Here is a 24,905-nt window from a genome sequence, read left to right on the forward strand (position 1 = left end):
GGCGAGTATATCAGCGCGCCAAAAGCCCATAAACCACAGACAATCCCCTGACCCACGGGTTTTTCCGAACGTTTTTTCTGCTAGTGTCGAAGCCATTGCCACCGCCCACCGACACTGGACAGGAAGACTGGAAAATGGATTTGCGATTGCCTTTGGCCAGCTTCGGCCTTGGTCTGGCGCTGCTGATCAGCGGCGGCTGTTCACCCAGCGACGAAAAGAAGCAGGCCAGCCTCGAAGAGAGGACCGCACAGTTTGAAAAATCCCTGGACGCCATCCAGGACCCCAAGCTCAAGGACGCCATCGCCGACCTCGGCGGCTCACTGCTGCTGCTGGAGCGTGCGCAGATCAAGCTCGACAGCAAGCCGATCGAAACCGAATACGGTGACGACAGCCTGGCCCTGCTCAAGCATTACCCCACGGCCCAGGCGCTGGTGGACACCTACGTCAATGGCCTGTTCGTGCTGCGCAAGCCCTCCAGCTCGGACTACCTGACCGACCTGCAGCCGGTGTTCCCCTTCAGCTTCAACATGCCCGCGCAGTTCCCCTTTCCCCATGGCCTGGAGTGGCAGTCCGTCACCCTGAGCAACAAGAAGGTCATCCCCTTTCAGCCCGAATGGTCGGAAACCGACCCGGGGATTCAACTCAGCCCGTCAAGTTCCAACCTGACCAACCCGGATGACCTGACCGTGACCTATCCCTTCATCGAGGGCCTGGAAGTGGACAACAAGAACCAGCCGCAGCCAGTCTCGCTGCAGGGCAAACTGGAAGTGATAGCTCCCGGCCGCACCCTGACCTTCGAACTGACCCGGGCCGACATCGGCAAGCCACGCCAGGACGGCAACATCAGCCTGACCTTGCTGGCGCTGGAAAAGAATGTCGCCGAAATCGAACTGAGCAATAACGCCGCCCTGCCTGAGGAAGCCGACGACGCCTCCCTCAACCCCTTGCTGGCGCAGGCTCGGGACAGCAGCGGACAAATCCTCTCTCGGTCGGGCTCGATCAATGAGAGCGCCCAGCAGGTCGCCTTTTACCGCCAGCAACTGGCCGAGATGCAGAAGCAGAAGAGCTGGAGCGAGGCCTTCGAGAAGCAACTGGAGGATGAGCAGAAAGCCTTCGACCAGCAGCACACCCAGCATTACGCCAAGGTGTATTTCAACGGCCAGATCGACAAGCTGGAGGTCGCCGTACTCGACTTCGCTCAGGCCAGCGTGACCCGCAAGGACCTCGACCTGCCGGTACACCGCTTCGATCGGCTCACCACCGACAAGAACATCCAGCCACTGCCGATGCCGGTGGTGGTCTATGACGATCAGGCCGCCAGCTACCTCAAGGGCGCGGAGCTTGATGAGGACTCATTGAAAAAGTCCGTGACCATCAGCCAATCGGTAGAAGATGCCAGTGCAGCACGCATTGAGTTCAGCCACCCGCGGACCTTCAACGACGAACTGCTGGGCTCGGAGTTCAATGCCGGAGACACCCCGCTGACCTTCTTCACTCAGGACGACAAGGGCCAGCGTGGCGAACCGATCGAACTGCCGGACGAGGCCTTTGAAATCGACCCCATGCGTGGCGTCATCACCTATGACCTGAACCTGTTCCCGGAAACCCCGGCCTATGCCGTCGGCTCTATCCCGCTGTTTCTCGCCAACATCGAGAAAAAAACCATCAATGCCCAGCAACTGCCCAAGGGCCTGGAGCTCAAGGGCAATGCCTTGATAGTCGACCAGAAGCTCTTTCCCGGGGATGCCTGGCGCTTCTATGCCAAGGACGACAGTGGCCAGTACCTGAAGGAGATCCTTGCCGTCAGCCACGACGCCTCGAACAACGGGCCCGCGCTGTTCGACGTGCATTACTTCTACGGCCAGCCCAGCCAACTGGAAAGCTACGAGCGCAGCGAACTCAATGCCGTCGAATACGGCTTCGAGGTCAAACTCGACAAAGCCGAGCCGACACCACCCTAGCCATCAGTGTTCGGGACGGAACTGGAAATCCCCGGCGTGACGCCCCCGCTCACCGTTGATCTGCCGCAGTTGGGCCTGCAGATGCAGGCACCATATCTGCGGATCGTCGGCCAGTTGGTAACCGTGGGTAGTCAGGCTTTCAACGATCGAATCGAGGATCGATTCGGCCACCACAGGTCCGCAGAACGGCCCCTGGGACTTGATCGCCGAGGGTTGTTCACCGGCCATTCCGGCGGCGAAGAGAAGGGTCCACATACCGTTGTCCCCCGCCAAAGGGCGAACAATGCATTCGATACGGGTAACCAGGCCAAGGCATTGGCGAGTAAGGCAAAGGTTGCGCGACATGGCGGCGACCCTCGGTAGATCCACTATTCAGCCTTCAACGCAAGGCTGTTTCGATCCAGCGACGACTGTCGTTCTCCTTGCCCTGAGAATAGAAGAAAAGCCTGATAAACAAAGTTGACCGATCCAACAGGCGCCGAATGGTCTATTTTGAAAAATTGGCGTCAGCGGCCTGGCGCCAATGGCGAGGGAACACCCCCCTCGCCATCGAACAGCATCACGCCGGCTTGGTATCGGCCAACGCCTCCTGGGCCTGTTCCTTCTCGGCCTCCTTCAGGTCGTCTTCGCTGATCATCTCGGCAATCACCCGCAGCCGCTCCACCACACGCGCATTGACGCTGCCCTCGGGGAACTGCCCTTCGGCATCCGGCTCACCAGCCGGCTCGCCCACCAGGAGGCTCAGGGCCTCATCGGCCTGGCGCACCGCATACACATGGAACTGCCCGGCTCGCACCGCCTGCAAGACCTTCTCGTCGAGCATCAGTGTGGCGACGTTGGCCTGGGGAATGATCGCCCCCTGCTCCCCGGTCAGGCCACGGGCCTCGCACAGACGGAAGAAGCCCTCGATCTTCTCGTTAACCCCGCCGACCGCCTGCACCTCACCAAACTGGTTGATCGAGCCGGTAATGGCGAAGCACTGCTTGAGCGGGGTTTTGGAGAGCGCCGAAATCAGCGTGCAGGCCTCGCCCAGCGAAGCACTGTCACCGTCCACATAGCCATAGGACTGCTCCAGGGCGATGCTCGCGGAAATCGCCAGGGGGAACTCCTGGGCGTAACGGCTGCCCAGGTAACCCGTGAGGATCATCACCCCCTTGGAGTGAATCGGCTGGCCGAGATTGACCTCGCGCTCGATGTCGACGATACCGCTGCCGCCGGGGTAGACCGTGGCCGAGATCCGCGCCGGCACGCCAAAGGCCGAGTCCCCGACCTCCAGCACCGTCAGACCGTTGCACTTGCCTACCGCGGCACCATCGGTGTCGATGAGGATGATGCCCGCCAGCATGTCGTCGAGAATCCGCGCCGACACCCGCCCGGTACGCGTGGCCTTGGCCTTCAGCGCGCGCTCGATATGCCCGGCGTCGGTCATTTCATCCGAAGCCAGGTGCCGGATGAAATCGGCTTCGCTGACCAGTTGGAACAGATCACCGATACGCGCCGACAAGCGCCCCTGATGCTCCGCCAGGCGTGCACTGTAGGTGGCCAGCCGCGCCACGGCGTCGGCGGTCAGTGGCGCCATTCCCTCTTCCGAGGTGCGGGTTTTCAGCAACTGGGCGAACTGCTCCAGGCTTTCGTCCACCATCGGAATGTCTTCGTCGAAATCCACCAGTACCCGGAACATCTCCTGGAAGTCCGGATCCAGGTCCTGCAGCGTGTAATACAACTGGCGGGCGCCAATTATGATGACCTTGACCTGCAGCGGAATCACCTGCGGCGTCAGGGTCACAGTGGCCAGGCGGCCCATCTCGCCCAGTGGCGACTCCATCTTCAGCTTGCGCGATTGCAGGGCGCGCTTGAGCGCGTCCCAGACAAAGGGTTCGCTGAGCATCTTCTCGGCTTCCAGAATCAGGAAACCGCCATTGGCCCGGTGCAAGGCGCCAGGGCGCAACTGCCGGTAGGTGGTGTAGAGCGCCCCCTGGTCGGTGCTGTACTCGATGCGCCCGAACAGGTTGTCGTAGGTCGGATGGGGCTCGAATACCACCGGGGCGCCACCGCTGGCCGGGTGACCGACCACCAGGCTCGGGCAGTACTGTTCTTCCAGCAGCTTGCGCGCCACGGCGTCGGTCTTGCTGTCGTCCACCAGTTGTTCGACCACGGTCTTCAACAGATAGACCTGCATGGCCTGCAGGTAACCGCAGACCGCGGCGTTTTCCGCGTACTTCTCGGACAGCGGCGCGAGCAAGGGCTGCAGGGCCAGGGTGATGGTTTCTTCATTGAGCTGGCGCAACTGGTTGCTCGACTCGCGCTTCCATTGCGGCAGGCTCGCCAGTTCTTCGTTGAGGCGCTCCTCCAGGGCGGAAATGTCCTCGTGGAAGCGTTCTCGATCGGCCTCGGGCAACTGGGCGAACTCAGCCTCGTCCAGGGCCTTGCCTTCGAACATCGGGGTAAAGGCGATGTTGCTGCTGTCGCGGTACAGCGCCACGTCCTTTTCCAGGGCCAGGCGCTCGATCACATCCAGGGCGCGGTCATAGCGCTGGTTGAAGGCGCGATCGATGGCGCTCTTCTTCTGCTGGTACGAGGGGTGCTCGAAGACCGCCGGAAAGGTGGCCAGCAGGTTATCGATCAGGCCGTTGATGTCGCTGATGAAACTGCCCGCGGCCCCCGCTGGCAGCTCCAGTGCCCGGGGTTCCCGGGGCTCGTCGAAGTTGTTGACATAGACCCAGTCCGACGGGGTCTGCAGGCGCTTGCCTTCGGCCTTCAGATAGCGTTTGACGAAAGAGAAGCGGCCGGTGCCCGGCTCGCCCATGACAAAGACGTTGTAGCCGGGGCGCGGCATGGCCACGCCAAACTGCAAGGCTTCGACCGCACGTTCCTGGCCTAGCACACCGCGGAAGGGCTCCAGATCATTGGTTGTGGAGAAGCTGAACTGTTCAGCAGAGAAAGGACGGGTCAGCGCTTCAGGCGCAAGACGCAGGCTGGCAGCAACAGGATCAGGCATCGGGCTTCCTTACATCAGGCGGGGCAGATGGCGGCATTCTGGCGCCGGGTATGCCCGGCTGGCAAGGCGCGCCTCAGGGGAAAGCATAGACAAGCCGCAGGCCACGACCCGCACCAAGTAAAACCAGCTGTTTCAGGTATTGTTTTGTAAATAGTTACGGAACCTGAGGAACCTGCCTAAACTCCAAACTGCGCGGCTGGATAGATAACCGGCCCACTGGCGCCCACATGGGCCAGTCTCCCTGTCCATTGGTATGCACACAAAGAGAACAACGCTATGAAACGGATTCTTCTCGGTACTCTTTTCACCGCTGTATCCCTCAACGCCATGGCCCAGGCGCCAGGCGGCCCGGATTGCGGCTGGGGCAACATGCTGTTCGAAGGCCAACGCGGCACTCCGGCGCACTTCCTCGCATCCACCACCAACGGCACCTCAGGCAACGCCACTTTCGGCATGACCTCCGGTACCAACGGCTGCTCGACCAATGCCTCGCTGACCTATGGCGGCAAGTCCTGGTTCGCCATGAACGGCATGATGAACGAGCTCTCCGAAGACATGGCCAAGGGTCAAGGCGAAGCCCTGACCACCTACGCCGTGGTACTCGGTGTAGCCCCTGAGGATCGCGCGCACTTTGCCGCGGTTACCCACGAGCACTTCCAACAGATCTTCAGCAAGGCTGACGTGACCGCGGAAGATGTGCACACCAATACCCTGGCCGTGTTGAAAAACGACGCGCGCCTGGCCAAGTACGCAACCCCAGCTTAAGCTCGCCCCACCCGCTCCTCGCGAGGAGCGGGTTTTATTTTCCGGACCTTGCCCACCTTGGGTCTTTGTATTTCCGACTTAAGTTGCCCAACATGCTCAAACGCCTTGCCTACCTGGCGCTCTGTGTCTGCGCCCCGCTGTATGCCGCGCCTCACATCGACCCTCAACGTTTGCAGCAACTGGCCAATGACCCCTTCTGGATATCCATAGGTCACTACGAAACTGCCAAGCTCGGCGGCTGGCGCAGTTATGTCAGCGACCCGAAATTCTTCCTCGCTGCCGACGGTGCCCATCATCCCGACGCTGAGCTGGCCGCGACCCTGAACGCCCTCTACGCCCCCGCCGATGCGGGTGACCAGCATGCCCAGTGCGTCTATCCGTCCCGCACCCGCTGGCTCAAGGCGCAACTGGGCCTGAATGACTTGCCTCCGGTGGAGTGCGCCGAGTTCAAGCAATGGTTCAAGGATGTCTCGCCCCACAGCACGGTGATGATCTTTCCCGCGGCCTACCTGAACAGCCCCTCGTCGATGTTCGGCCACACCCTGCTGCGCATCGATCAGGCGGACGTACAGAGCAACAACACCGCGCTGCTCAGCTACGCAATCAACTTCGGGGCCTATATCGAGGGCTCGGACAACAGCATTCTCTACGCCTGGAAAGGCCTGATGGGCGGCTATCCGGGGCTGTTCGCTCTGGTGCCCTACCAGGAGAAGCTCTCGGAATACCGCAGCCTGGAAAACCGCGACCTGTGGGAGTACCGCCTGAACCTGACCCAGGCCGAAACCGAACGCATGGTGGAGCATGTCTGGGAACTCAAGCAGATCAAGTTCGACTACTTCTTCTTCGATGAAAACTGCTCCTACCGGCTCCTGGAACTGCTGCAAGTGGCGCGCCCTAGCCTGCGCCTGACCGAACAGTTCCCGCTGACGGCGATCCCTACCGATACGGTCAAGGCAGTCAAGGACGCCGGGCTGGTGGAACGCATCGACTATCGCCCGTCCCGGGAGCGGGAGCTGCTGAGCCGCGCCCAGCCCCTGGACCCGGAGGAACAGCAATGGGTGCTCAAGGTCAGCGCTGACCAGAAGCAATTGCAGGCCCCTGAGCTGAAGGCTCTGCCCCGGGATCGCCAGGCCTTGATCGTGGATGCCGCCTACCGTCTTGAACGCTACCGGGCCAACGGCCTGGAGCGAGATGCGCAGCGCTCGCAACGCAGTTTCGAACTGCTGCGGGCAATCAACCAGAACCCGGCACCGGAGCTGCAGATCCAGCGCCCCGGCCTGCCGGAAGACGGCCACCAGTCGCGCACCTGGCAGCTGGGAGTCGGCACCCGGGACGACAAGGCCTTCGCCGAGTACGGCCTGCGCATGGCCTATCACGACCTCAACGACAACGCCGAAGGCTTCCCCCTGGGGGCGCAGATCGAGATCCTGCAGATGAAGCTGCGCCAGTACGAAGGCAACCACTGGCAGTTGCAACAGTTGGACCTGGCGACCATCCGTTCCCTGACCCCACGCAACGAGCTGCTGCAACCCTGGTCCTGGCAGGTCACCGGCGGCCTGGAGCGAGTACCGGGCAAACACGACGACGAGACCCTGGTCAGCCACGTCAACGGCGGGGCCGGCGGCACCTGGCAGTTGGGCGAGGACACCCTGGGCTTTGTCCTGGGCACGGTACGGGTCGAGCACAACGCCGACTTCGCCGGTTTCATCGCCCCGGCAGCGGGCTTCAACTCCGGGCTGCTGTGGAAAAACCCGCTGGGCAACTTCAGCCTTGAGGCCAAGGGCGACTACTTCACCAATGGCGAGGTACGCCGCAGCCTGAGCCTCAACCAGCAGTGGGAGCTGTCGCGCAACCTGGGCCTGCGCCTGAGCGCACAGCGGGAGTTCAGCCAACTGGCGACTCCGGTCAACGAGGTCATGCTCGAACTCAAGTGGTATCACTACTAAAGGCAGCCAGAGGCCGCTCTCAAGGGCCCTGGAAGGTGCTGCGAACCTTGTCGCAGCCTGCACCAGCGGCCACGGATAAATAGGTTGATCACCCGGCTTTCACGGCTTGCTGACAAACGCCCTTCTAGACTTCATGCAGAGGAAGCCTGGGAGACGAAAATGTGGCGGTACGGGTGGGCAGCGCTGTTGCTGGCGCTAGTCGGTGGCTGTGAATCAACCCATGAGCATCTGCTGGCGCAGGGCTATCCGCCGGCCTTTGCCGATGGCTTCGATGCCGGCTGCGTCAGCGGCCGCCAGGCGGCGGGTTCCATGAGCGGAGAGTTTCGCAAGGACGTACCGCGCTACCTCAAGGACGCGCAATACGCCGAAGGCTGGAACGATGGTTTCCGCCAATGCCAGGCCATGCTGGAGAACCAGGACCGCAACGAGTATCGAGAGCGGCACTGGGACGAGCGCGAGCGAGCCTGGCAGCAGGAAAAGGACCGCGATGCGGCCCGGGCCTATCGCTCGCCGTAGGTCGCTTTCAGGTAACCGCCCAGGTGAAAAGCCTGCAACCATGGTCCACCCGCCTCCCTTCAAGGAGAAAACCGTGAGCCGCGCTTTCGTCAATGAAGATCAAGCCGCCCAGGCCGAGCAGCCGGTGGAGCGCCAGATCAGCGCCCAGCCCAATTACGTCACGCCCCAGGGCCTTGCCGAATTGCAGGCCAGGGTTGCCCTGCTGCACAGCCAGCACAGCGAGCAAAACGACCTGGGGGATGACGCCGACAAGCAGCGAATGGCCGAACTTGAGCGCGACCTGCGCTATTTCACCCAGCGCCTGCACAGCGCCCAAGTGGTGACGACGGCCACTTCAACCGACAAGGTGCAGATCGGCAGCCGGGTGACCTTCGCCGATGAACAGGATCGCCAGCACAGCGTGCAATTGGTGGGGGAGGATCAAGCGGATGCGGCCAGGGGCCTGATCAACTGGGCCTCGCCCCTGGGTCGTGCCCTACTGGGAGCACAACCGGGGGACGAAGTCCTGTGGCAAAGGCCGGCGGGCAATCAGTTGATCGAGATCATCCGCATCGAACCGGCCTGAGACGGTTCAGACCACGCCCTGGGCCAGCATGGCATCGGCGACCTTGACGAAGCCGGCGATGTTCGCGCCCTTCACGTAGTTGATCCGGCCATTCTCTTCGCCATAGTGCACGCAAGCGTGGTGGATCGACTGCATGATGTTGTGCAGCTTGCTGTCCACTTCACCCGCGGTCCACAGCAGGCGCATGGCGTTCTGCGACATTTCCAGGCCACTCACCGCCACGCCACCGGCGTTGGACGCCTTGCCCGGGGCGAAGAGGATGCCCGCGTCGATAAAGATATCCACAGCCTCCAGAGTGGTCGGCATGTTGGCACCTTCGGCGACACAGGTGCAGCCGTTGCGCAGCAGAGTACGGGCCGCCTCGGCGTCCAGTTCATTCTGCGTGGCGCAGGGCAAGGCGATATCGCACGGCAGGTCCCACGGAGTCTTGCCGGCGCGGAACTCCAGGCCGAACTGGCTCGCCAGCTCGCTGATACGCCCACGCTGCACGTTCTTGAGTTCCAGTACCGCCAGCCACTGCTCTTCGCTCAGGCCCGACTCGCAATACAGGGTGCCTTCGGAATCGGACAGGGAGATCACCTTGCCACCCAGGTCCATGACCTTGCGTGCCGCATACTGGGCCACGTTGCCGGAGCCGGAGATGGCCACGCGCTTGCCTTCGACCCGATCACCGCGGCGCTTGAGCATTTCCTCGGCGAAGTACACGCAGCCAAAGCCCGTGGCCTCGGGGCGGATCAGGCTGCCACCGTAGCTGATGCCCTTGCCGGTCAGCACCGACGTGAACTGGTTGCTCAGGCGCTTGTACTGGCCAAAGAGGAAACCAATTTCCCGAGCACCCACGCCGATGTCGCCGGCTGGGACGTCAACGTCGGCACCGATATGCCGGTACAGCTCGCTCATGAAGGCCTGGCAGAAGCGCATCACCTCGGCGTCGCTCTTGCCCTTGGGGTTGAAGTCCGAACCGCCCTTGCCGCCGCCCATGGGCAGGGAGGTCAGGGAGTTCTTGAAGGTCTGCTCGAAGGCGAGGAATTTCAGCACGCCCATGTTGACCGAGGGATGGAAGCGCAGGCCGCCCTTGTACGGGCCGATGGCGCTGTTCATCTGGATGCGGAAGCCGCGGTTGACCCGGACCTTGCCCTGATCGTCGACCCACGACACGCGAAACACCACCGCGCGTTCCGGCTCACAGATCCGCTCGAGAATACCGGAGCTCAGGTAGTGCGGATTGGCTTCGAGAAACGGCCAGAGGCTGCGCAGGACCTCTTCCACCGCCTGATGGAATTCAGGCTGGTCCGGGTCGCGTTTTTTCAGGCGGGCGAGGAAGTCTTCGACGGATTCGATCATGGGAAGTCTCGGCAAATTTATTGTCGTTAAGAAGAGATTTGCCCGGGACTTTATCAATTCAATCCGCACCGCGACAGCGCAAAATGTCGCAGATATGAATTTAAATGGTGCAATAAATATAAATAGCCCGGTTCTTCAGCTGTTTTACGCACCGAATTGGTGACAAAAATTGACTGCTTTGCACTCACTTTGAACGTTGAGCCACGCCCCAAAATTAACCGCCTTGGTTTCTGCCAGGCATAAAAAAACGGAGCCCGAAGGCCCCGTTTTTTCAAGCAGTTAACCGATCAGGCCAGCTTCTTGTGCCGTACCCGGTGCGGTTGCGCTGCGGCTTCGCCCAGGCGTTTCTTGCGATCGGCTTCGTACTCGGTGTAGTTGCCTTCGAAGAACACCGCTTGGGAGTCGTCTTCGTACGCCAGGATGTGAGTGGCCACCCGGTCCAGGAACCACCGATCGTGGGAGATCACAATGGCGGCGCCCGGGAAGTCCAGCAGGGCTTCTTCCAGGGAGCGCAGGGTTTCAACGTCGAGGTCGTTGGAAGGTTCGTCGAGCAGCAGGACGTTGCCACCCTCCTTCAGGGTCAGGGCCAGGTGCAGGCGGCCGCGCTCACCACCGGACAGGTCCTTGACGAACTTCTGCTGGTCGCCGCCCTTGAAGTTGAAACGGCCGACGTAGGTACGCGACGGGATCTCGTAGTTGCCGATGCGGATCTGGTCGGAGCCGTCGGAGATCTGCTGGAACACGGTCTTGCTGCCGTCCAGGTCCTCACGGCTCTGGTCCACGCAGGCAAGCTGCACGGTTTCACCGATCTCGATGCTGCCCGAATCCGGGGTTTCCTTGCCCATGAGCATGCGGAACAGGGTCGATTTACCGGCACCGTTACCGCCGATCACGCCGACAATGGCGCCCTTGGGCATGGAGAACGACAGGTTGTCGATCAGCACGCGATCGCCGTAGCCCTTGGTGACGTTCTTGAATTCGATGACCTTGTCACCCAGGCGCGGGCCGGCCGGGATGTAGATCTCGTTGGTTTCGCTGCGCTTCTGGAATTCCTGGGACTGCATTTCCTCGAAGCGTTGCAGACGAGCCTTGGATTTCGACTGGCGGGCCTTGGCGCCTTTGCGCACCCACTCCAGCTCTTCCTTCATGGCCTTTTCATGGGCCGACTGCTGCTTGGATTCCTGGGCCAGACGGTCGGACTTGGCTTCCAGCCAACCGGAGTAGTTGCCCTCGTAAGGAATGCCGGCGCCGCGGTCGAGTTCCAGAATCCAGCCGGCAACGTTGTCCAGGAAGTAACGGTCGTGCGTGATCGCAACCACGGTGCCCGGGAAGTCGTGGAGGAAGTGCTCCAGCCAGGCGACGGAGTCGGCGTCCAGGTGGTTGGTGGGTTCGTCGAGCAGCAGCATGTCAGGGGCCGACAGCAGCAGGCGGCACAGGGCCACACGACGCTTCTCGCCACCGGACAGGTGCTCGACCTTGGCGTCCCAGGCCGGCAGACGCAGAGCGTCGGCGGCCACTTCCAGCTGGCGCTCCAGGTTGTGGCCGTCGCTGGCCTGCAGGATGGCTTCCAGCTTGGCCTGCTCGGCGGCCAGCTTGTCGAAGTCGGCATCCGGCTCGGCATAGGCGGCGTAGACCTCGTCCAGGCGCGCCTGGGCGTCCTTGATCACGCTGACCGCTTCCTCGACCACTTCACGCACGGTCTTGGCCGGGTCCAGCTGGGGTTCCTGGGGCAGGTAACCGATGTTCAGGTCCGGCATCGGGCGGGCTTCGCCCTCGAACTCGGTGTCGACGCCGGCCATGATCTTCAGCAGCGTGGACTTGCCCGAACCGTTGAGGCCCAGCACGCCGATCTTGGCGCCAGGGAAAAAGGACAGGGAGATGTTTTTCAGGATTTCCCGCTTCGGCGGAACAACCTTGCCCAGCCGATGCATGGTGAAGACGTATTGAGCCATGGTGAACCTAGCGTCAGTGACAGATGAATAGAACGGGCCGGGCCCGGGCCAGGCCATGCGCTGCGCCGGCATTGACCATGATCAATACCGACGGGCGGAAAAAGCCTGATTGTCTGGAGCTGGAACGCTCCCGCGTAACCGGCAAAACTACCTCAATGCACGATCCAGGTCCAGCCAGGCGGGACTGGCACTTTGCCACAACTCAAGGCATGCTAGCCGCCCTTCGGGCGTCCGGCTTATAGTGCACGTCGCGCCAGCCCAGCCAAACCGCAGGATCACAGCTTGTTCAACGTCACTTCGCCAAAGCCCGCGCGCGCCGCTGCCCCCGGGCCGGCCTATCCTATGCGTGGCACACTCAAAGGCGCACTGGCGACGCTGGTGCTGTTGCTGCTGGCCCTGTTGTTCTGGCAGTTGCTCGATCAACTGCAACAGACCCGCCACGACCAACGTCAGCATGCCATCGACTACAGCGCCGACCTGGCCGACCACCTGAGCCTGAACCTGGCGCTCAACGCCCAGATCGCCCTCAATCTGCTGCCCATCATCGAGGCGCCGCAGGACAGCCAGCAGCAACAGCAACTGCTTCAGAAACTCCAGCGCTCGCTGCCAGACGTACGCAGCTTTGCCCTGCTGGACAGCAAGGGGCAGATCCTCAGCGACAGCGCCACCGATAGCCAGGACGCCCTGTGGCTCGCCGAGCTGGTCCAGCGCAGCCATGCCCAACGCTACTACTACAGCAACCCCGCCGATGGCTCGGTGGTGCATGTCCTGCTGCACCAGTCCAGCGGCGGGAGCCGCGGCTACTGGGTCCTGCGCCTGGCTCCGAGCTTTCTGCAGACCCTGGTACGGCAAAGCGAAGAAGGCTTCAAGCCCACCTGGGTGATCGAGAACCGCCTCAGCCACCAGGTGATCAAGCGCGATGAGCGCAGCACTTCGACCCCAGGCATGCTGGATCCCGACGAAATGGCCAGCAGCGTACTGCTGGTGCCCCTGAGCAACAGCGACTGGCAACTGCGCGGCCTGTTCGACCAGCGGGCCGTGCTCGAGGCGCTGCTGCCGGCCTTCATTGGCAAGTGCCTGCTGGGCCTGGCCTTCTCCCTGCTGCCGGTGATCGCCCTGCTGAACATGCGCCGGCGCCAGCGCCAACTGCACGAAGGCCGGCGGCGCTATCAGGACATTTTCGAAGGCACCGGCGTGGCCTTGTGCGTCATGGATATCTCCGGGCTTCCAGGGTTGCTCGACAAGCACAACCTGCACAACAGCGACCAACTCAAGCGCTGGCAGGCCAGCGACCCTGGCCACCGCCTGCAACTGCTCAGTGAATTGCGCATCACCGAGGTCAACCAGGTTGCCCTGCGCCTGCTCAACGTCGAATCCAGCGAGCAGGCCTGGCAACTGCTGATCGAAGGCAGCCCGAAGAACGGCAACGCCATCGGCAGCCAGTTGCTCGAAGCCGTGATCAACCAGCAGAAACAGCTGGAACTGGAGATCAAGCTCAGCGACGCCCAGGGCAACGACCAGCATCTGTGGCTGGTCCTGCGCCTGCCCGAGGCCATCGCGGACTACAGCGCGGTGATCCTAAGCATCAGCGACATCACCAGCCGCAAGCTGATCGAACTTTCACTGCTGGAGCGCGAAGGGTTCTGGTCGGACGTGGTGCGCACCGTACCCGATCACCTATACGTACAGGATGTGATCAGCCAGCGGATGATCTTCAGCAACCACCATCTGGGCCAGACCCTGGGCTACAACAAGACCGAGCTGCACCAGATGGGCGAGTACTTCTGGGAAATCCTCCTGCACCCGGAAGACGCCGACCTGTACCACCGCCTGCGCCAGGAGCAGCGGCACTCGGCCTATGCCCAATTGCTGCAATGCCAGTTGCGCTTCCGCCACCGCAGCGGCCAGTGGCGGCGCTTCGAGATCCGCGAGCAGGCCCTGGCCCGGGACCGCTACGACCAGGTGACGCGGATCATCGGCGTGGCCAAGGACATCACCGACCAGATCGAGGCCAGCGAGTCCCTGCGTGACAGCGAGCAGCGCTACCGCATGCTCGCCGAAAGCATCAGCGACGTGATCTTCTCCACCGACAGCAAGCTTTCGCTGAACTACGTCAGCCCCTCGGTGCACGCGGTGCTCGGCTACGACGTGGAGTGGATCTTCCAGAACGGCTGGCAGTCGACCATCGCCAACCCGCAGCAGCTGAGCGGCATCTATACCCTCATGGACCGGGTCAGCAAGGCCCTGGACAAACCCGAGCAACTGGCGCAATTGCGCAGCCAGGTGCAGACCCAGCTGTTCCTGTTCGACTGCCTGCGGGCCGATGGCCGCAAGATCCCCATCGAACTGCGCCTGGTACTGGTGTGGGACGAGCATGGCGCCTTCGAGGGCGTGCTCGGGGTCGGCCGCGACATCAGCCAGCAGCGCCGAGCGGAAAAGGACCTGCGCATGGCGGCCACGGTATTCGAGCACTCGACCTCGGCGATCCTGATCACCGACCCCGCCGGCTATATCGTCCAGGCCAACGAGGCGTTCAGCCGGGTCAGCGGCTACGCGGTGTCCCAGGTGCTCGACCAGTTGCCGAACATGCTCACCGTGGACGACCAGCAGGAAGCCCACCTGCGCTATGTACTCAAGCAACTGAACCAGCACAGCACCTGGGAAGGCGAAGTCTGGCTCAAGCGCCGCAATGGCGAGCACTACCCGGCGTGGGTCGGGATCACCGCAGTGCTCGACGATGAAGGCGACCTGGCCAGCTACGTGTGCTTCTTCAGCGACATCAGCGAACGCAAGGCCAGTGAACAGCGCATCCACCGCCTGGCCTACTACGACGCCCTGACCCACCTGCCCAACCGCACCCTGTTCCAGGACCGCCTGCACACCGCCCTGCAATCGGCAGAACGACAGAAGTCCTGGGTGGTGCTGATGTTCCTCGACCTGGACCGCTTCAAGCCGATCAACGACTCCCTGGGCCATGCCGCCGGCGATCGCATGCTCAAGGAAATGGCCACGCGCCTACTGGGCTGCGTCGATGACGACGACACCGTGGCACGCATGGGCGGCGACGAATTCACCCTGCTCCTGCAGCCGCGCTCCAGCCGTGAGATGGCGCTGAACCGGGCGATCCATGTGGCCGAGCAGATTCTCGCCAGCCTGGTCAAACCCTTCGTCCTCGAAGGCCGCGAGTTCTTTGTTACCGCCAGTATCGGCATCGCCCTGAGCCCCCAGGATGGCAACGAGCTGAGCCAGCTGATGAAGAACGCCGACACCGCGATGTACCACGCCAAGGAACGCGGCAAGAACAACTTCCAGTTCTACCAGGCGGACATGAACGCCAGCGCCCTGGAGCGCCTGGAACTGGAAAGCGACCTGCGCCACGCCCTGGAGCAGGAAGAATTCGTGCTTTATTACCAACCGCAGTTCAGCGGCGACGGCAAGCGCCTGACCGGCGCCGAGGCGCTACTGCGCTGGCGCCACCCGCGTCGCGGCCTGGTACCGCCGGGTGACTTCATTCCGGTGCTCGAAGAACTGGGGCTGGTGGTGGATGTGGGCGACTGGGTGATCAGTGAAGCCTGCCGCCAGCTCAAGTCCTGGCACCAGGCCAAGGTGCGGGTGCCGAAGGTTTCGGTGAACATCTCCGCCCGGCAGTTCTCCGACGGCCAGCTGGGCATGCGCATCGCCACCATCCTCAAGGACACCGGCCTGCCACCGGCGTGCCTGGAGCTGGAACTGACCGAAAGTATCCTGATGCGCGAAGTCAGCGAGGCGATGCAGATTCTCGATGGCCTGAAGAACCTCGGCCTGAGCATCGCGGTGGACGACTTTGGCACCGGCTACTCATCGCTGAACTACCTCAAGCAGTTCCCCATCGACGTGCTGAAGATCGACCGCACCTTCGTCGACGGCCTGCCGTCCGGCGAGCAGGATGCGCAGATCGCCCGCGCCATCATCGCCATGGCCCACAGCCTGAACCTGGCGGTGATCGCCGAAGGCGTGGAAACCCACGAACAGCTGGAGTTCCTGCGCGAACATGGCTGCGACGAGGTCCAGGGCTACCTGTTCGGCCGGCCGATGCCGGCCAACCGCTTCGAGGCGCAGTTCAGCAACGACGCCCTGTTCATGTTCGACTAACATCTCCTGCTTGCGTAATTGCCGGCCTGCCGGCGAAGGCGGTCTCAGGGGCCTCTTCGCTGGCAAGCCAGCTCCTGCACGAGCCCGTACCCAAGTGAAGGCCACTTGTCTGCGACATGATGTCCTTTCATATGCCATCTAAAACCCATTGGGTTAGAATGCCTCCCTTTTCTGCCCCCGATCCTTGAGGACCGCCATGTTCAGCCGTGATTTGACTATTGCCAAGTACGACGCCGATCTCTTTGCCGCCATGGAGCAAGAAGCTCAGCGCCAGGAAGAGCACATTGAGCTGATCGCTTCGGAAAACTACACCAGCCCAGCGGTGATGGAAGCTCAAGGCTCGGTACTGACCAACAAGTACGCCGAAGGTTACCCGGGCAAGCGTTACTACGGCGGCTGCGAATACGTCGACGTGGTTGAACAACTGGCCATCGACCGCGCCAAGGAGCTGTTCGGCGCCGACTACGCCAACGTCCAGCCACACGCCGGTTCCCAGGCCAACGCCGCGGTCTACCTGGCCCTGCTGCAAGGCGGCGACACCATCCTGGGCATGAGCCTGGCCCACGGCGGTCACCTGACCCACGGCGCCGCGGTGTCCTCCTCCGGCAAGCTGTACAACGCTATCCAGTACGGCATCGACGCCAACGGCCTGATCGACTACGACGAAGTCGAGCGCCTGGCCGTCGAGCACAAGCCGAAAATGATCGTGGCCGGCTTCTCTGCCTACTCGCAGATCCTCGACTTCCCGCGCTTTCGCGATATCGCCGACAAGGTCGGTGCCTACCTGTTCGTCGACATGGCCCACGTGGCCGGTCTGGTCGCCGCTGGCGTCTACCCGAACCCGGTGCCATTCGCTGACGTCGTGACCACCACCACCCACAAGACCCTGCGCGGTCCACGTGGCGGCCTGATCCTAGCTCGCGCCAACGCCGACATCGAGAAGAAGCTCAACTCCGCCGTATTCCCTGGCGCCCAGGGCGGCCCACTGGAGCACGTGATCGCCGCCAAGGCCATCTGCTTCAAGGAAGCACTGCAGCCTGAGTTCAAGGCTTACCAGGAACAAGTGGTGAAGAATGCCCAGGCCATGGCCGAAGTGTTCATCGAGCGCGGTTTCGACGTGGTGTCCGGTGGTACCAAGAACCACCTGTTCCTGCTGTCGCTGATCAAGCAGGACATCTCCGGCAAGGACGCTGACGCCGCTCTGGGCAAAGCCTTCATCACCGTGAACAAGAACTCCGTGCCAAACGATCCACGCTCCCCGTTCGTCACCTCCGGCCTGCGCTTCGGTACTCCGGCCGTGACCACTCGTGGCTTCAAGGAAGCCGAGTGCAAGGAACTGGCCGGCTGGATCTGCGACATCCTGGCGGACCTGAACAACGAAGCGGTGATCGACGCCGTGCGTGAGAAGGTCAAGGCCATCTGCAAGAAGCTGCCGGTATACGGCGCTTAATCAGCCCGCAGACCGCAGCAGAAAAAGCCCGGCCCAGTGCCGGGCTTTTTTGTGCCCGCAGGGCCGCGCAGACAGGCGGTGAAAGGAGCCTGCGAGGTCTTGCGAACGCAGGATACCCGGGCGGCTGGTCCGGCCGATCGCAGCCTGCGACAACGGCTACAGTGGCCAGGGGAGGAAAAACCACTGGTCAGACCGGTAAAGCCAATCTGCACCCTCCCCCTTGTAAACCCATAAAACCCGAGCGTAGACTGCGCCTGCACTGGACATACCGGTAAGACCACAATAATTAAGTCCTCCATCCGCTGCGCATCCCCCGCGCACGGCAGACAGGACACCGACCAGGATTCCCCCCATGCTCAGATGGTGCTCGCGTTCGATTTTCCTCCAGGTTGTCCTCGGACTGATGCTCGGCATCGTGTGCGGACTCACCCTCCCCGAATACTCCTCCCAGCTCAAACCCCTAGGCGATGGTTTCATCAAGCTGATCAAGATGCTGATCGGGCTGATCGTGTTCTGCGTGGTCGTCAGCGGCATCTCCGGTGCCGGCGACCTGAAAAAGGTCGGCCGCATCGGCCTCAAGTCGGTGATCTACTTCGAGATCCTCACCACCGTGGCCCTGGTGATCGGCCTGATCATGGCCTTCAGCACCGGCATCGGCAGCGGCGCCAACATCCATCTGGAGCAACTGTCCACCGCGGACATGGGCGACATCGCCCAGCGTGGCCAGCACATGCACACCACCACTCAGTTCCTCATGGACCTGATTCCCACCTCGGTGATCGGTGCCTTCGCCGAGAACAACATCCTCCAGGTACTGCTGTTCTCGGTGCTGTTCGGCAGCGCCCTTAACCTGGTGGGTGAAGCCGCCTCGGGCATCTCCCGGCTGATCAACGAACTGAGCCATGTGATCTTCCGCATCATGGGCATGATCGTGCGTCTGGCGCCCATCGGCGTGTTCGGTGCCATCGCCTTCACCACCAGCAAGTACGGCCTGGATTCGCTGCAGCACCTGGGCAGCCTGGTGGGGCTGTTCTACCTGACCTGCTTTGCCTTCGTTGCGGTGATCCTGGGCCTGGTGATGCGTTTGTCGGGCCTGCGCATGCTGCCCTTTCTCAAGTACCTGCGCGAAGAGTTGCTGATCGTCCTCGGCACCGCTTCCTCCGACGCCGTGCTGCCGCAGATCATGCGCAAGCTGGAACACCTGGGGATCGGCAGTTCCACCGTAGGCCTGGTGATTCCCACCGGCTACTCGTTCAACCTCGACGGCTTCTCCATCTACCTGACCCTGGCCATCGTCTTCATTGCCAACGCCACCGGCACTCCGCTGTCCATGTCGGACCTCTTGACCATTCTTCTGGTGTCGCTGATCACCTCCAAGGGCGCCCACGGCATCCCCGGCTCGGCGCTGGTGATCCTGGCGGCAACCCTGACTGCAATCCCGGCGATTCCGGTGGTGGGCCTGGTGCTGGTGCTGGCGGTGGACTGGTTCATGGGCATTGGCCGCGCCTTGACCAACCTGATCGGCAACTGCGTGGCCACCGTCGCCATCGCCCGCTGGGAAAAGGACATCGACGTGCAGCGGGCCAACAAGGTGCTCAGCGGCCAGCAGGGCTACACCTTCCAGGCCCGAAAACCGGTGACCGGCGCCCACCAGCAGGAATTTTGACCCGATCTTGTGCCTGTCATCGGCAGGCACAACACTCGGCGCGGCAACAGCGCGCTATTAATCGTTCATGGAGTCAACAGTGATCAGCTCGTCAACAGTGGTGAATTCAGTGGTAGAAAAGCTCCGGGCCGCCCTGGCCCGCGGCCAGTGGCGCTCCGGCGACATGCTGCCAGGGCAACGCGAATTGGCCGAGCAACTGGGCATCAGCCGCCCCAGCCTGCGCGAAGCGGTGATCGTCCTGGAGACCCTGGGCCTGGTGCGCTCCATGCCCGGCAAAGGCGTGGTGGTGCTGGACACCCCCCTGGACGAAGCGCAGGGCAGCGACAGTGCAGTGGCCGGGGCCAGCCTCGAAGACGTGCTGCAACTGCGCTACACCCTGGAGCCCTTCATCGTCGGCCTGGTGGCGCAATCCATCAGCAGCAAGGAAGTCGGCCAGTTGCGCCTGACCCTGATGGACATGCGCGAAGCCCTTGAAGCCGGCGACAGCGAAGCCGGGGTCAACGCCTACATCGCCTTCCACGAGGAACTGTTCACCCTGACCAGCAACCCGATCTTCCAGAACGTGGTGCAACAGACCAGCAATGCCCTCAAGCAAAGTGCACAGATCCTGCGCAATTCACCGGAGCACCTGGCCGAACGCCTGGAAGAAAATGAGGCGGTGGTGCGGGCCATCCGCAACAAGAACAGCGCCCTGGCCAGCGCCGAGATGCGCCGGCACATCCTCCAGGAAGGCCAGCGCATGGGCATCGAACTGAATATCCCGGACGATCACCTGGGCAACAGCGCCCAGTAATCCCCCCGAGTCAGCAACCGGACTGGAGACAGGCCATGGTCAGCTACGCCCTGAAAAACAATCCCTTCACCCGGGTGGCCAGCCTGCCAAGGCGCCCTCGGGGCGAAAGGAAGCTGCTGGTGGATGATGTCTACCCGCAGATCTTCGACGCCATTCTCGAACAGCGCATCGCTCCCGGCAGCCGCTTCACCGAAGACAGCCTGGGGCAGGCCTTCGGCGTCAGCCGCAGCATAGTGCGCCAGGTCCTGGCGCGGCTTTCCCATCAGCAAGTGGTGATCCTGCGGCCCAATTACCGGCCCCAGGTGGCGGCGCCGGACCTGGAACAGACCCGGCAGATCCTGCATGCCCGGCGCCTGACGGAAATCACCCTGGTGCGCCTGGCCTGCCAGCAGCCCCGGCGCCAGTTGCAACCCTTGCGCGAGTTGATCGCCCAGGAGCGCGAGGCCATTGCCCGCGACCAGCGCGGGCCGGCTATCCGCCTGTCCGGGGAGTTCCATCTGCAACTGGCGGAAATCGCCGGCAACGGGCCCCTGGCACAGTTCCTCGGCAGCCTGGTGCCCCTGACCTCACTGGCCATCGCCCAGTTCGAGGGCCAGGCCCGCAACTACTGCTCCTGGCAGGAACACTCGAAGATCATCGATGCACTACAGGAGGCCGATGCCGAAAAGGCCGAAACCCTGATGAACCAGCACCTGGCGCACCTGGAGCAGCGCCTGCTGGGCGGCCTGTAGCCGCCATCAGCCCGCGAGCATCCGCTCGAACCCCTGCCGGATCTTCTCTTCCGGCAGATCGTCGGCAATGAACACCATCACGCTCTCGCGCACTTCGCCTTCGGCCCATTCGCTGTCCCAATCGAAGCCATAGAGCTTGAGCACGCCCTGGAACACCATGCGCCGGGGCTCGTCGATAACGCTCAGCACACCTTTGTAGCGCAGCAGTTGCTTGCCGTGGTCTTCCAGCAGCTCATTCATGAATTCGCTCAGGCGATCCAGGTCCAGGGCTTGCTCGGTGCGCAGCACCAGGCTGGAAATCCGGTCCACTGACGGCGCCTTGCTCACTGGCCGCAGGCTGAGGCCGCCCCCCAGGTCGGCATTGAGATTGAACCCCCGCACATCCAGCAGCTCGGTCAGGTCGATCTGGCCGTGCTCCACCAGGCGGATCGGTGCCCGGCGGTTGATCCGGGTCAGGCGCTGGCAGAGGGCTTCGAAAGTCGCCTCGTCCACCAGGTCACGCTTGCTCACCAGCAGCCGGTCGGCAAAACCGATCTGCGCCTGGGCAATGGTCTGGGTCAGGTGGAACTCGGCGTGCTTGGCGTCCACCAGGGTGATGATGCCGTCGAGGATATAGCGTTCGCGCAGTTCCTCATCGATGAAGAAGGTCTGTGCCACCGGCGCCGGATCGGCCAGCCCGGTGCACTCGATCACCAGCCGGTCAAAGGCGATCTCGCCGCTGTCCAGACGCTCCAGCAACAGGTACAGGGCCTTGGTCAGGTCGGTGTGGATAGTGCAGCAGACGCAGCCGTTGGACAGGGTCATGACCTGTACCGGCTGCTCGCCCAGCAACTGGGTGTCGATGCCGGCATCGCTGAATTCGTTCTCGATCACGGCGATCTTCAGGCCGTGCTCGGCCTTGAGCAGGTGGCGCAACAAAGTGGTCTTGCCGGCGCCAAGAAAACCGCTGAGCACGGTCACGGGAATAGGGTTGTGCAAAACAGGATCTCCCACGCATAAAAACGTAGAAGCCGGCTTGTCGGCGATGGCGTCCGAAGAACCGCTATCGCCGGCAAACCGGCTCCTACAGGGGTGTGGCTCAAACGCTGTGTTTCAACAGCACTTCGGACCGCCCTTACCGCCGTATCGCGCCTCCTGGCGTTCCCGGAAGAACGCCTCGTACGACATCACCGGCTTGTCCGGGTGCTTGGTTTGCATATGCTCGACATAGTTGTCGTAGTCGGGCATGCCGACCATCAGGCGCGCGGCCTGACCGAGGTATTTACCGAGGCGACTTAGGTCATTGAACATCGTTGCAATCCTCGAGTTACGCGTCCGGCACGGCCTGATAGGGCGATTCTTTATCCGTACGCTCCTTGCTGCCCCAGGCGGCGATGCCGACCTTGAGCGCGTAGAACAGGATGCTGAACACCACCAGCAGGAACAGGGCTGTCAGGGTCGCGTTGGTGTAGGCGTTGAAGATCACGTGCTGCATCTGCGTGATGTCCTTGGCCGGAGCGATGATCTGGCCGTTGGCCATTGCATCGCTGTATTTCTTCGCCAGCGACAGGAAGCCGATCGCCGGGTTGGCGTCGAACAGCTTGATGAAGCCTGCGGTGGTGGTGCAGATCAGCAGCCACACAGCCGGCAGCAGGGTGACCCAGATGTAGCGCTGGCGCTTCATCTTGATCAGCACCACGGTACCCAGCATCAGGGCGATACCGGCCAGCATCTGGTTGGAGATGCCGAACAGCGGCCACAGGGTGTTGATGCCGCCCAGAGGATCGATCACGCCCTGGTACAGCAGGTAGCCCCAGAGCGCCACGCAGCCTGCGGTGGCAATCAGGTTGGCGGTCCACGACTCGGTGCGTTTCAGCGCCGGAACGAAGGAGCCCAGCAGGTCCTGGAGCATGAAGCGCCCGGCACGGGTACCGGCGTCCACCGCAGTGAGGATGAACAGGGCTTCGAACAGGATCGCGAAGTGGTACCAGAAGGCCATGGTGTTCTCACCCGGCAATACATGGTGGAGGATCTGCGCGATCCCCACTGCCAGGGTCGGCGCGCCGCCGGCACGGGCCAGGATGGTGTTTTCACCGATGTCCTTGGCCACCGCCTGCAGTTGGTCCGGGCTGATCGCAAAGCCCCAGCTGCTGACAGTCTGGGCTACCGCCACCACGTCGCCGCCGACGATGGCCGCCGGACTGTTCATGGCGAAGTACACGCCCGGCTCGATCACCGAGGCCGCGACCATGGCCATGATCGCCACGAAGGACTCCATGAGCATGCCGCCGTAGCCGATGTAGCGGGCGTTGGCTTCGTTATCCAGCAGCTTGGGCGTGGTGCCCGAGGAGATCAGCGCATGGAAGCCGGAGACCGCACCACAGGCGATGGTGATGAACAGGAAGGGGAACAGGCCGCCTTTCCACACCGGGCCGGTGCCGTCGGTGAACTGGGTCAGGGCCGGCATCTTCAGCTCGGGCATGGTGATCAGGATGCCGATCGCCAGAGCGATGATGGTGCCGATCTTGAGGAAGGTCGACAGGTAGTCCCGCGGTGCCAGGATCAGCCACACCGGCAGTACTGCCGCGACGAAACCGTAGCCGATCAGCATCCAGGTGATCTGCACGCCGGTGAAGGTGAACATCTTGCCCCACACCGGATCCGCCGCCACCTGGCCACCCAGCCAGATGGAGCCGAGCAACAGCAGCACGCCGATCAACGAGATCTCACCAATGCGGCCCGGGCGGATGTAGCGCATGTACACGCCCATGAACACCGCGATCGGGATGGTCGCCATCACCGTGAAGATGCCCCACGGGCTCTCGGCCAGGGCCTTGACCACGATCAGCGCCAGCACCGCGAGGATGATGATCATGATCAGGAAGCAGCCGAACAGCGCGATGGTCCCGGGGATGCGGCCCATTTCCTCACGGACCATGTCGCCCAGGGAACGGCCGTTACGCCGGGTGGACAGGAACAGCACCATGAAGTCCTGCACCGCGCCGGCCAGGACCACCCCGGCAATCAGCCACAGGGTGCCGGGCAGGTAGCCCATCTGCGCCGCCAGCACCGGGCCCACCAGGGGGCCTGCGCCGGCAATGGCCGCGAAGTGGTGACCGAAGAGGATGTGCTTGTTGGTCGGGACGTAGTCCAGACCATCATTGTTGACCACGGCGGGCGTGGCCCGGCCCGGGTCCAGCTGCATCACGTTGTTGGCAATGAACAGACTGTAATACCGGTACGCCACCAGATAGATGGCCACGGCGGCGACCACAATCCACAAGGCGTTGATCGCCTCGCCGCGACGCAATGCAACTACGCCAAGGGCGCAAGCTCCTACGATTGCCAGCAGCAGCCAAGGAACATGGCGCAACAGGCTATTATTATTTTTCATTTTTTTATTCCAGCCAGGAGGATAGAAAAACCGCGTTTCGAGTGTAGCGCTACTGCTCTTAAAGACCACCCCCCACGTTGGTCTAGAGCCTTCTTTTAACTTATGAGGGCGGTTTTTCTTGCTCCCGATCTGCCTGAGCGGCGCACGCCAGGAAAAAAACGGAACCCTGGGCACTTGCCGACAGTCGCACGCTTGAGCCCTGGCGCAGGAACCTCCATGTCAACGCCACCCGAACAACCGCCATTGCCACCGCCACTCCTGTATTTACTGTGCCTGACCCTGGCGCTTTTTCTCAGCGGCTGGCTGCCCTTGCCGCTGCCGGTCAATAACGGCGTGCGCAGCCTGGCAGTGATCCTGATCGTCTTCGGGCAGGGCCTGTCGTTCTGGGCCATGTGGCGTTTCCGGCAACAGCGCACCACCTCCAGCAACTTCGACCAGCCCGACCAGTTGCTCCGCGATGGCCCCTTCGCCATCTCGCGCAACCCGATCAACCTGGGCGACACCCTGGGCTACTGCGCCATTGCCCTGCTGCTGGGCAACCTGTGGCCCTGGCTGTTGCTGCCGGGGCTGCTGTACCTGATGAACCGCACGGTGATCCGCCCGGACGAGAGACAACTGCTGGAGCTCTTTGGCCAGCCCTACCGTGACTACTGCCGCAAGGTCCGGCGCTGGTTGTAGCGACAGGCGCGAACCGGGGTCTATAGTTCAGGGCAC

18 protein-coding genes are annotated in these 24,905 nt (G+C 62.5%); 11 read left to right on the plus strand and 7 right to left on the minus strand.

Annotated elements, in window-relative coordinates; all coding sequences use genetic code 11:
• Nucleotides 1-134: 134 nt before the first annotated feature.
• The gene (locus AC1RL5_RS23165) at nt 135-1,961 is read left to right on the plus strand and encodes a hypothetical protein (protein ID WP_072452988.1); all 1,827 of its coding nucleotides are present in this window, start codon (nt 135-137) and stop codon (nt 1,959-1,961) included.
• A 3-nt stretch (nt 1,962-1,964) separates the two neighbouring features.
• Here the strand turns inward: AC1RL5_RS23165 and AC1RL5_RS23170 are convergent, their stop codons facing one another.
• Nucleotides 1,965-2,306, minus strand: coding sequence for a PA4575 family protein (locus AC1RL5_RS23170; RefSeq protein ID WP_047289320.1), 342 nt, complete (start codon nt 2,304-2,306; stop codon nt 1,965-1,967).
• A 214-nt stretch (nt 2,307-2,520) separates the two neighbouring features.
• Nucleotides 2,521-4,959, minus strand: coding sequence for a Lon protease family protein (locus AC1RL5_RS23175; protein WP_015637098.1), 2,439 nt, complete (start codon nt 4,957-4,959; stop codon nt 2,521-2,523).
• Nucleotides 4,960-5,235: 276 nt separating this feature from the next.
• Between AC1RL5_RS23175 and AC1RL5_RS23180 the strand changes: the two genes are divergently transcribed.
• The 4 genes from AC1RL5_RS23180 (at nt 5,236) to AC1RL5_RS23195 (ending at nt 8,751) form a co-directional block, all read left to right on the plus strand.
• Nucleotides 5,236-5,724, plus strand: a complete 489-nt coding sequence (locus tag AC1RL5_RS23180; protein WP_011063564.1) for a DUF3015 domain-containing protein — start codon at nt 5,236-5,238, stop codon at nt 5,722-5,724.
• 92 nt (nt 5,725-5,816) lie between these two features.
• Nucleotides 5,817-7,670: an Lnb N-terminal periplasmic domain-containing protein gene (locus AC1RL5_RS23185; RefSeq protein ID WP_492590085.1), complete on the plus strand. Its 1,854-nt coding sequence runs from the start codon at nt 5,817-5,819 to the stop codon at nt 7,668-7,670.
• Between the two features lie 159 nt (nt 7,671-7,829).
• Nucleotides 7,830-8,186 carry a hypothetical protein gene (locus AC1RL5_RS23190; RefSeq protein WP_011063566.1) on the plus strand — a complete coding sequence of 119 codons (357 nt, stop codon included), beginning with the start codon at nt 7,830-7,832 and terminating at the stop codon, nt 8,184-8,186.
• 73 nt (nt 8,187-8,259) lie between these two features.
• On the plus strand, nt 8,260-8,751 hold the full coding sequence (locus tag AC1RL5_RS23195; RefSeq protein ID WP_072452986.1) for a GreA/GreB family elongation factor: 492 nt from the start codon (nt 8,260-8,262) through the stop codon (nt 8,749-8,751).
• A 6-nt stretch (nt 8,752-8,757) separates the two neighbouring features.
• Here the strand turns inward: AC1RL5_RS23195 and gdhA are convergent, their stop codons facing one another.
• Nucleotides 8,758-10,095, minus strand: coding sequence for an NADP-specific glutamate dehydrogenase (gene gdhA / locus AC1RL5_RS23200; RefSeq protein WP_041119950.1), 1,338 nt, complete (start codon nt 10,093-10,095; stop codon nt 8,758-8,760).
• 287 nt (nt 10,096-10,382) lie between these two features.
• The gene (ettA, locus tag AC1RL5_RS23205) at nt 10,383-12,047 is read right to left on the minus strand and encodes an energy-dependent translational throttle protein EttA (RefSeq protein ID WP_011063569.1); all 1,665 of its coding nucleotides are present in this window, start codon (nt 12,045-12,047) and stop codon (nt 10,383-10,385) included.
• A gap of 282 nt (nt 12,048-12,329) precedes the next feature.
• Here ettA and AC1RL5_RS23210 point away from each other — a divergent pair, with 282 nt between their 5' ends.
• The 5 genes from AC1RL5_RS23210 (at nt 12,330) to AC1RL5_RS23230 (ending at nt 20,818) form a co-directional block, all read left to right on the plus strand.
• Complete coding sequence (locus tag AC1RL5_RS23210) at nt 12,330-16,178, plus strand: bifunctional diguanylate cyclase/phosphodiesterase (protein ID WP_072452984.1); 3,849 nt, start codon at nt 12,330-12,332, stop codon at nt 16,176-16,178.
• 196 nt (nt 16,179-16,374) lie between these two features.
• Entirely contained in the window at nt 16,375-17,628 is a 1,254-nt protein-coding gene (gene glyA / locus AC1RL5_RS23215) for a serine hydroxymethyltransferase (protein ID WP_041119952.1), read from the plus strand.
• A gap of 352 nt (nt 17,629-17,980) precedes the next feature.
• Complete coding sequence (locus AC1RL5_RS23220) at nt 17,981-19,294, plus strand: C4-dicarboxylate transporter DctA (protein ID WP_015637104.1); 1,314 nt, start codon at nt 17,981-17,983, stop codon at nt 19,292-19,294.
• Nucleotides 19,295-19,373: 79 nt separating this feature from the next.
• Nucleotides 19,374-20,087, plus strand: coding sequence for a FadR/GntR family transcriptional regulator (locus AC1RL5_RS23225; RefSeq protein ID WP_041119954.1), 714 nt, complete (start codon nt 19,374-19,376; stop codon nt 20,085-20,087).
• Between the two features lie 35 nt (nt 20,088-20,122).
• Complete coding sequence (locus AC1RL5_RS23230) at nt 20,123-20,818, plus strand: GntR family transcriptional regulator (RefSeq protein WP_011063574.1); 696 nt, start codon at nt 20,123-20,125, stop codon at nt 20,816-20,818.
• Nucleotides 20,819-20,824: 6 nt separating this feature from the next.
• Here the strand turns inward: AC1RL5_RS23230 and yjiA are convergent, their stop codons facing one another.
• From yjiA to AC1RL5_RS23245, 3 genes are all read right to left on the minus strand, one after another.
• Nucleotides 20,825-21,796, minus strand: a complete 972-nt coding sequence (gene yjiA / locus AC1RL5_RS23235) for a GTPase (RefSeq protein ID WP_492590087.1) — start codon at nt 21,794-21,796, stop codon at nt 20,825-20,827.
• Between the two features lie 114 nt (nt 21,797-21,910).
• Nucleotides 21,911-22,108, minus strand: a complete 198-nt coding sequence (locus AC1RL5_RS23240; protein ID WP_007937254.1) for a YbdD/YjiX family protein — start codon at nt 22,106-22,108, stop codon at nt 21,911-21,913.
• A gap of 16 nt (nt 22,109-22,124) precedes the next feature.
• Nucleotides 22,125-24,191 (minus strand): carbon starvation CstA family protein, encoded by a 2,067-nt coding sequence (locus tag AC1RL5_RS23245; RefSeq protein WP_011063576.1) that lies wholly within the window; start codon nt 24,189-24,191, stop codon nt 22,125-22,127.
• Nucleotides 24,192-24,407: 216 nt separating this feature from the next.
• Between AC1RL5_RS23245 and AC1RL5_RS23250 the strand changes: the two genes are divergently transcribed.
• Complete coding sequence (locus tag AC1RL5_RS23250) at nt 24,408-24,869, plus strand: methyltransferase family protein (RefSeq protein ID WP_015637107.1); 462 nt, start codon at nt 24,408-24,410, stop codon at nt 24,867-24,869.
• The last annotated feature ends 36 nt before the right edge of the window (nt 24,870-24,905 follow it).

This window comes from Pseudomonas sp. GW822-FHT06D10, from assembly GCF_058799535.1.

Coding starts and splice junctions, on each gene's coding strand:
- AC1RL5_RS23250 (WP_015637107.1), top strand. CDS start 24,408: ATGTCAACGCCACCCGAACAACCGCCATTGCCACCGCCACTCCTGTAT.
- ettA (WP_011063569.1), bottom strand. CDS start 12,047: ATGGCTCAATACGTCTTCACCATGCATCGGCTGGGCAAGGTTGTTCCG.
- glyA (WP_041119952.1), top strand. CDS start 16,375: ATGTTCAGCCGTGATTTGACTATTGCCAAGTACGACGCCGATCTCTTT.
- AC1RL5_RS23230 (WP_011063574.1), top strand. CDS start 20,123: ATGGTCAGCTACGCCCTGAAAAACAATCCCTTCACCCGGGTGGCCAGC.
- AC1RL5_RS23165 (WP_072452988.1), top strand. CDS start 135: ATGGATTTGCGATTGCCTTTGGCCAGCTTCGGCCTTGGTCTGGCGCTG.
- AC1RL5_RS23180 (WP_011063564.1), top strand. CDS start 5,236: ATGAAACGGATTCTTCTCGGTACTCTTTTCACCGCTGTATCCCTCAAC.
- AC1RL5_RS23220 (WP_015637104.1), top strand. CDS start 17,981: ATGCTCAGATGGTGCTCGCGTTCGATTTTCCTCCAGGTTGTCCTCGGA.
- AC1RL5_RS23240 (WP_007937254.1), bottom strand. CDS start 22,108: ATGTTCAATGACCTAAGTCGCCTCGGTAAATACCTCGGTCAGGCCGCG.
- AC1RL5_RS23170 (WP_047289320.1), bottom strand. CDS start 2,306: ATGTCGCGCAACCTTTGCCTTACTCGCCAATGCCTTGGCCTGGTTACC.
- AC1RL5_RS23245 (WP_011063576.1), bottom strand. CDS start 24,191: ATGAAAAATAATAATAGCCTGTTGCGCCATGTTCCTTGGCTGCTGCTG.
- AC1RL5_RS23175 (WP_015637098.1), bottom strand. CDS start 4,959: ATGCCTGATCCTGTTGCTGCCAGCCTGCGTCTTGCGCCTGAAGCGCTG.
- AC1RL5_RS23185 (WP_492590085.1), top strand. CDS start 5,817: ATGCTCAAACGCCTTGCCTACCTGGCGCTCTGTGTCTGCGCCCCGCTG.
- AC1RL5_RS23190 (WP_011063566.1), top strand. CDS start 7,830: ATGTGGCGGTACGGGTGGGCAGCGCTGTTGCTGGCGCTAGTCGGTGGC.
- gdhA (WP_041119950.1), bottom strand. CDS start 10,095: ATGATCGAATCCGTCGAAGACTTCCTCGCCCGCCTGAAAAAACGCGAC.